This window comes from Saliniramus sp. (assembly GCF_035311605.1).
In the GTDB taxonomy this organism is placed as follows: domain Bacteria; phylum Pseudomonadota; class Alphaproteobacteria; order Rhizobiales; family Beijerinckiaceae; genus Saliniramus.
On the sequence record NZ_DATGCW010000079.1, the window covers coordinates 1 to 6,873 of the forward strand.

The following is a 6,873-nucleotide window of genomic DNA, read 5'->3' on the forward strand; positions in this document are numbered from 1 at the left end:
GAGGCCGCGTTGATCGATGCACTCATCCCCGCGCGCACGCTCACCGTGATGGGCGATGTCTTCCAGCGCGATGCCATCATGCAGATCAACGTGCATTCCAATAGCGACTTCGTGGCAATGAACGGCGCGATCCAGTCGGCGACGAAGGATACGCAACATGACGACACGATCATCAACCTCGCAAGCGTCTCGCACAATCCGGTGATGCTGCCTGCCGCGACCGGGCTCAATCCGAACGGGCTCACCGTCAATGTCGATATTGCGGATCAGGACATTTTCGACGTCAAGACGCTGTTCCAGCAAAACCTCGCCGATGATGGCGACCGGATTTCCTGGGGCGGCACCGATGCCTGGTCGATGATGGGTTTCGGTGGCAATCTGCAGGCCAATGCGGCGCGGCTGCTTGATCTCGGAAAGAGCTATGATCTCGTCGTGGTGACGGGCAGCTACTACGCGCTGAATTTCATCGGCCAGATCAACGTTTTCACCGACGACGACATCGTCGCCCTGTTCGGCCCGCCCGGCGAGGCCGTGCTCGACAACCGGTCGGCGCCGAATACGGTCGTCAACGAGGCAACGATCGACAAGCGCGGGGAGCAGGACTGGACGGGGGTAAACCCGGATGCCGCCGATCTCTTCGGGGCACTCGCTGCCGGCGAAGATCCGGGCATGCAGGCTTTCGAGGGAGTTTCCGGCGCCGCGACAGGGCAACTCGATATCCTCATGGTCAAGGGCGACTGGTACGACGTCTCGATGCTCTGGCAGGTCAACATGCTGTCGGACCGTGACTTCATCGTGATGAACGGCGAGGAGGAGGGCGAGGTCGTCACCGGCGGCAATATGCTCGTCAACAATGCCACCATCGTCGATTTCGGCGCCTTCCATGCGCAATATGCCGGCGGCGAGGTCTATCAGGACCTGATGCTGTTTCAGGCCAACATCGCCTATGACAGCGGCGAGCCGATGATCGCGCAAGGGAATGGCGTGGGCGACACGCAGATGCTCGCCACCGAGTTCATCGCATTTCTGGATCAGGAACTGGTCCAGGAGGACTCTGTCGCGCCGGCACCGTCGGTGGCGCTTCAGCATGAGGACGCGTTCGGGTCCGTGATGGCCTGAGCGCGCGACCGATCAGGGGAGACGAAAACAGGAAAGCGGGGAGGGGGCACCATGAACAAGCTCGGCGACAGTTTCGCGCCCCGTCCGGCGCAGGGATCCGGCAGCGAGGAGGCAGTAATGAGTGCGCTCGAGCAGGATATCCGGCTACGCGTGGCCGAGATTCGCGCGCTTGCAGCGGGCGGGGCGTCGGTTGCCCCTGTCCCGTCTGCGCCTGAAGACATGCGCCGTGAGCAAATGCGTGGCGAAGTCCCGGTTCCGCCCGATCGCCATCACGACAATATCCGCGAATTGCCGCTCAAGCGCGACACATCGGGTGGCGACAAGCCTCCGCCGCCCAAAGAGACCGGTGGTGGTGGTGGCGGAGGCGGCGGCACGCCCAAGCTCGAGAAGCGGCGCGAAGGCGGGGACTTCCGCGATATCCTCGGGCGCGGCCTCGCCGGCGTGCGGCGGAATCTCTGGGTCGTCGTCGTCTTCTCCTTCTTCGTGAACATCCTCGTTCTCTCGATCCCGATCTATCTCTTCCAGATTTCCGACCGGGTTCTGTCGAGCCGCAGCACCGATACGCTGATCATGCTCACGGCGATCGTGGTCGCCGCGCTGCTCGCCCATGTCGTGCTCGACATGATCCGGCGTTTCATGCTGATGCGGGTGGCGGTGGATTTCGAGAGCCGGCTCGGCTCGCCGGTGCTGGCTTCGGCGGCGAAGGCGGCGCAGGGCGGCTCGATCCGCGAATTCCAGGTGCTGCCCGATCTCCAGCAGATCCGCTCCTTCCTCACCGGCGGCGTGCTGCTCAACATCCTCGATGCCCCGGTCGCGCCGATCTATCTGCTGGTGATCTTCCTGATCCACCCGCATCTCGGCATGATCGTCGCCGCGACGGGCATTGCGCTGCTCGCCGTCGCCGGGCTCAACCAGAGACTGACGGCGATGAGCTTCGCGCGCGCCAACGCCTTTGCCGGGCGCGCCAATCTCCAGGCGGATTCGATGGCGCGCAATGCGCAGGTGATCAACGCCATGGGCATGATCCCGGAAGGTGTGGGGCTGTGGGGGCGCGATACCGCCGAGTCCCTGCGCTCACAGGTCTCGGCCCAGGATCGCAACATCGCCATGACCGGCCTGTCGAAATTCGTGCGGCTCTGCACCCAGGTTGCCATCCTCGGCTGGGGTGCCTTCCTTGCCCTGCAGGACCAGCTCACCGGCGGCATGGTGATCGCGGCCTCGATTATCGCCTCGCGGGCGCTCTCGCCGGTGGAAGGGACAATCGAGGGCTGGCGTCATCTGGTCCAGGCGCGCTCGGCTTTCCAGCGCATCCGCTCGCTCCTGCACACCACGCCGCTGAACCAGCCGCGCCTGCGCCTTCCTGATCCGAAAGGCCGGCTCGATGTCGAGCGCGTGCTCTACGTGCCGCCACCCAACAAGCAGGTGATCCTCAACGGTGTGAGCTTCTCGCTGGAGCCCGGCGAGACTCTCGCGGTGGTGGGATCGTCCGGCGCGGGAAAATCGACGCTGGGGCGCATGCTCGTCGGCGCGATCACGCCGACGGCGGGCTCGGTGCGGCTCGATGCGATGGATCTGCGCAACTGGGATCCGCGCCAGTTCGGCGAGAGCGTCGGCTACCTGCCGCAGGACGTGCAGCTGTTTCCCGCCACCATCAAGGCCAATATCGCGCGCATGCGCACCGATGCCGATGATGCCGCGATCTTCGCTGCCGCCGAGCTCGCCGATGTGCACGAGATGATCTCCGGCTTTGCGCAAGGCTACGAAACGCTTGTCTCGATCGACGGATCGCCGCTCTCGGGCGGGCAGAAGCAGCGCATAGGCCTCGCGCGCGCCTTCTTCGGCAATCCGCGCCTCGTCATCCTCGACGAGCCCAATTCCAACCTCGACACGCCCGGCGAGATGGCGCTTGCGCGTGCTCTCGGGCGTGCCAAGGAGCGCGGCATCACTGTCATCGCCATCACCCAGCGCCCCGCGCTCCTGCGCAGCGTCGACAAGATCCTCGTCCTGCGCAACGGTGCCGTGGAGGCGCTCGGCCCACGCGACGAAATCCTGCGCCGGCTCTCCACCACGAAACCCGTCGCGTCGCGTCCCGATCAGGATGGCAAGCCTCAGGGTCAGGGAAAGAACGACAAGCGGTCGGATAGCGGCCCGCAACCGGGAGAATGAACCATGATGGATGATTGGAGCGCCGACATTCCCCGCAGCACGCGCGGCGCCATCTTCTACGGAATTGCCGTGATTGCGGTCTTCGTCTCCGTCTTCGGCGTCTGGGGCATAGCCGCACCGATCTCCGGCGCCGTCGTCTCCACTGGTTATTTCGTCGCCTCGGGCCAGAACAAGATCATGCAGCATCTCGAGGGAGGCGTGATCGCCGGGATTCTGGTGTCCGAGGGCGATCTTGTGCGCAAGGGACAGGAGATCATCACCCTTGATCAGACCGCCGCAGCGGCAGAGTTGCGCCGGCTCGATCTGCGCGCGGCGCGCCTCGCGGCCATGGAAGCGCGGCTGGACGCGGAGATTGCAGGCACCTCACGCATCAGCTTCCCCGGCACACTGCTCGCCGAAGCGCAGGCGGATTCCGATATCGCCGAGATCATCGCGGCACAGACCGAGACGTTCGAAGTCCGCCGAAGGCATGTCGAGAGCGAGATATCCACGCTCTCCGCCGGCATCGACGGCCTCAACGAACGCATCATGGGTGCACAGGCGCAACGCGCAGCAATCGAGCGGCAGATCGCCATCATTGCCGAAGAACTCGAGGGTAAGGAGAAGCTCCTCAGCGACGGTTTCGTGCGCCGCCCGGAAGTGCTCGCCCTGCGTCGCGCACAGGCCGGCCTCGATGGCGAAGTCGGGCGGCTGGTGGGTGACATGGGTGACTCGCGCGAGCGCATCGCCCGCATCAACGAGCAGATCCTCTCCGTGCGCAACGCTGCGGCCAAGGTCGCGGTAGAGCAATCGCAAGAGGTCGAGGCCGAGTTGAAGGATGTCCGGGAGCGTCGGCGCGCCGCTGCAGACATGGTCGAACGCAGCGCGATCATCGCCCCGGAAGACGGGATCATCGTCAAGATGCGCTATCACACACCAGGCGGCGTCATCGAATCCGGGAGCCCGGTCGCGGAGATCGTGCCACTCGATGCTGATCTCGTCATCCAGGCTCGCGTGCGCCCGCAGGATATCGACAGCGTCCGCATCGGGCAGAGCGCCTCAGTGCGCCTCACCGCGCTCAACAAGCGTACGACGCCGATGGTGGAAGGGCGCGTGACCTATGTCTCGGCGGATGCGCTGCCGGCAGAACTGGGACGCGAGGCGAGCGGGCAGGACGGCTTCGTGGCCCGGATCAGGCTGGAGGCGCGCTCGCTCGCAAAGGTGGCCGATTTCACGCCGACACCCGGCATGCCGGCGGAGGTCTATATCAAGACGCGTGAGCGCAGTTTCGCCGAATACCTGCTGCAACCGGTCAAGGACAGCATGGCGAGGGCGTTCAGGGAGGAGTGATGATCATGGAGAAAAATATTGTAGCGTAAAACAATCTTTAATTTTAATTCATATCCAAATCTCCTTGAAATAGAATTATATCGATAAATACGAAATACATCATACTTTTTGATTCTGTATTTAATCAAAACCGGTGTAGGGTAGTCGACATGCGCTATTTGATCGTCACAGGGGTTTTCTACAGCATATCGTCAACAGAATTTGGGTAGTCAGATGCGTGATCTGAATCCGAGTGCGATGAGCAGACGACAGACCGTTTTCGCGGGTCGCATCATCATCGTGAGCGCGCTCCAGCTCGTGCGGGAATGCATCCAGGCGGAAATACTGCGCAAGTATGCGCTGACGGAGATCATGCATGCCGCTTCGATCGAGGCTGCCAGCACCCTGGAGCCAACAGACAAAGACATTCTGATCGTGGATGCCGGTCACTCGGATTCGCATAACAGCATGCAGTTCCTGAGCGCAGCGTTTCCGGGAATCCGCATCGTCATGCTCATGCTCGACGCCGTCGCCAATATCGGCATTGCGGATACGGTTAAGCTGCCGCCCTCGCTTGATGCCCTGCTCTTCATGATCGGTGCGGCTTGTGGCTTGCGGGTGGAGACCGGGGATGAGCCTCCGGATCCGATCGCGCCGCCGGCGGAAGGCTGGGGCAGGCTCACGCCGCGCGAGCGTGAGGTGGCGGCCGGTGTGCTCGAAGGCAAGGCCAACAAGGTGATCGCGGCTGAACTTGGCCTGTCAGACAACACGGTGAAAATGCACCTGACGCAGATCATGCGCAAACTGAAGGTGACCAACCGCACGCAAGTGGTGCTGCTTCTCGGCGGAAACAGGCCTGAAAAGAAGACACGTGATGCGGCACCGCAGCATCTCGAGGCGCACTCGTAAAGCGCTGTCCGCCATCCTGGCATGATGACCATCAACCCTGCTGCGAAATTCTGGTTCAAGTCGAATGCCCGATATTTCGCATCCCCGGGCATGTCATTGATGCTCCCGGCATGTACCTTCAGGCCAGGAGTCTACGCGCGTTCGGTATCGCTGCCGGGCGAAGCTGGAACCAAGTCCGGTCGAGACACTTTCCCGGTTTGGGTTCCAACTGCCAATGCAGGCGTCGCATCCATCGCATGATATTCCCGGAAAGCGGGGGTGAGGCCTGTATGGGAAAAACGGGGTTCGGGTGATCGGCGCCAGGAGGCAACATGACCGAGTCGATTCAGTCCGTCTCTTTCCTGATCTTTCTGATTGGGGTGCTCGTTGCCACGGCTCTCATCGTGAAGGCATTGCTTGATCGAACGCGCGTTCCTGCATTGATCGGCTTCATGGCACTCGGCTTCGCCCTGCGGCTGGCGGATGACCACTGGAACATTCTGTCAGACCGTGCTGATTTCACTTTCGAGGTTCTGGCGGAGCTCGGGATCATCGTGCTGCTGTTCCGCGTCGGGCTGGAGAGCGATCTGCAGGCGCTTCGTCGGCAATTGCGCAGTGCGAGCGTGATCTGGATCGGCAATGTCGCGCTCAGCGGGGGGCTGGGCTACCTCGTGATGATCCATCTTTTGGGTTTTGCGCAGATTCCGAGCCTGATCGCCGCCATCGCGCTGACGGCGACGAGCATCGGTGTCTCTCTGGCCATGTGGCAGCAGCATGAGGCGCTCGGGACGCGCAAGGGGCAGCTTCTAACCGATGTCGCCGAGATGGACGATCTGTCAGGGGTGGCGCTGATGGTCCTGCTGTTCGCCATTCTTCCGGTGCTGCGCGAGACGGACGGCACTGGTTCGGGAAACGGGGATATTTTCCGGGCATTGCTTGGCACGGGTGGTCTCTTCTTTGTGAATTTCGTTCTCTTTGCCGGCCTTTGCATCGTCTTCGCCCGTTATGGCGAGGAGCGCCTGACGACGGCGTTCAAGCGATTTGCCTCACAGCCGGAACTGATGGTCTTCGTGGCCGGAATCGCGATCCTGATTGCCGGTGTGGCCGCATGGCTCGAATTTTCAGCAGCGCTCGGCGCGCTTTTCGCCGGGCTGGCATTCAGCCGTGACCCTGAAGCCGTCAATATCGATGCCGGTTTCAGCGGTGTCTATCATCTCCTTGCGCCCTTCTTCTTCATCGGCATCGGGCTCGCCGTCGAGATTGACGCGCTCGGGGCGGCGCTCTGGATCGGGGTCGTACTGACGCTGGTCGCGATCGTGGGCAAGGTTCTTGGCGCCGCCATTCCCAGCCTGCTCACCACCGGTTCTGCCGGGGCGACCCTGATCGGTGTAA

General features: G+C 62.6%; 5 protein-coding genes. All 5 read left to right on the plus strand.

The features are described from left to right. A partial coding sequence (locus VKP01_RS03705) for a hypothetical protein (RefSeq protein WP_324410389.1) occupies positions 1–1,119 on the plus strand: 1,119 nt, incomplete at its 5' end. 51 nt (positions 1,120–1,170) lie between these two features. Further along, on the plus strand, positions 1,171–3,285 hold the full coding sequence (locus VKP01_RS03710; RefSeq protein WP_324410391.1) for a type I secretion system permease/ATPase: 2,115 nt from the start codon (positions 1,171–1,173) through the stop codon (positions 3,283–3,285). Between the two features lie 3 nt (positions 3,286–3,288). After that, positions 3,289–4,614 (plus strand): HlyD family type I secretion periplasmic adaptor subunit, encoded by a 1,326-nt coding sequence (locus tag VKP01_RS03715; protein WP_324410393.1) that lies wholly within the window; start codon positions 3,289–3,291, stop codon positions 4,612–4,614. Between the two features lie 237 nt (positions 4,615–4,851). Further along, a complete protein-coding gene (locus tag VKP01_RS03720; RefSeq protein WP_324410394.1) occupies positions 4,852–5,502 on the plus strand; it encodes a helix-turn-helix transcriptional regulator in 651 nt (216 codons plus the stop codon). 311 nt (positions 5,503–5,813) lie between these two features. Next, positions 5,814–6,873, plus strand: a 1,060-nt coding sequence (locus VKP01_RS03725) for a cation:proton antiporter (protein ID WP_324410396.1), incomplete at its 3' end; no start/stop codon positions are given.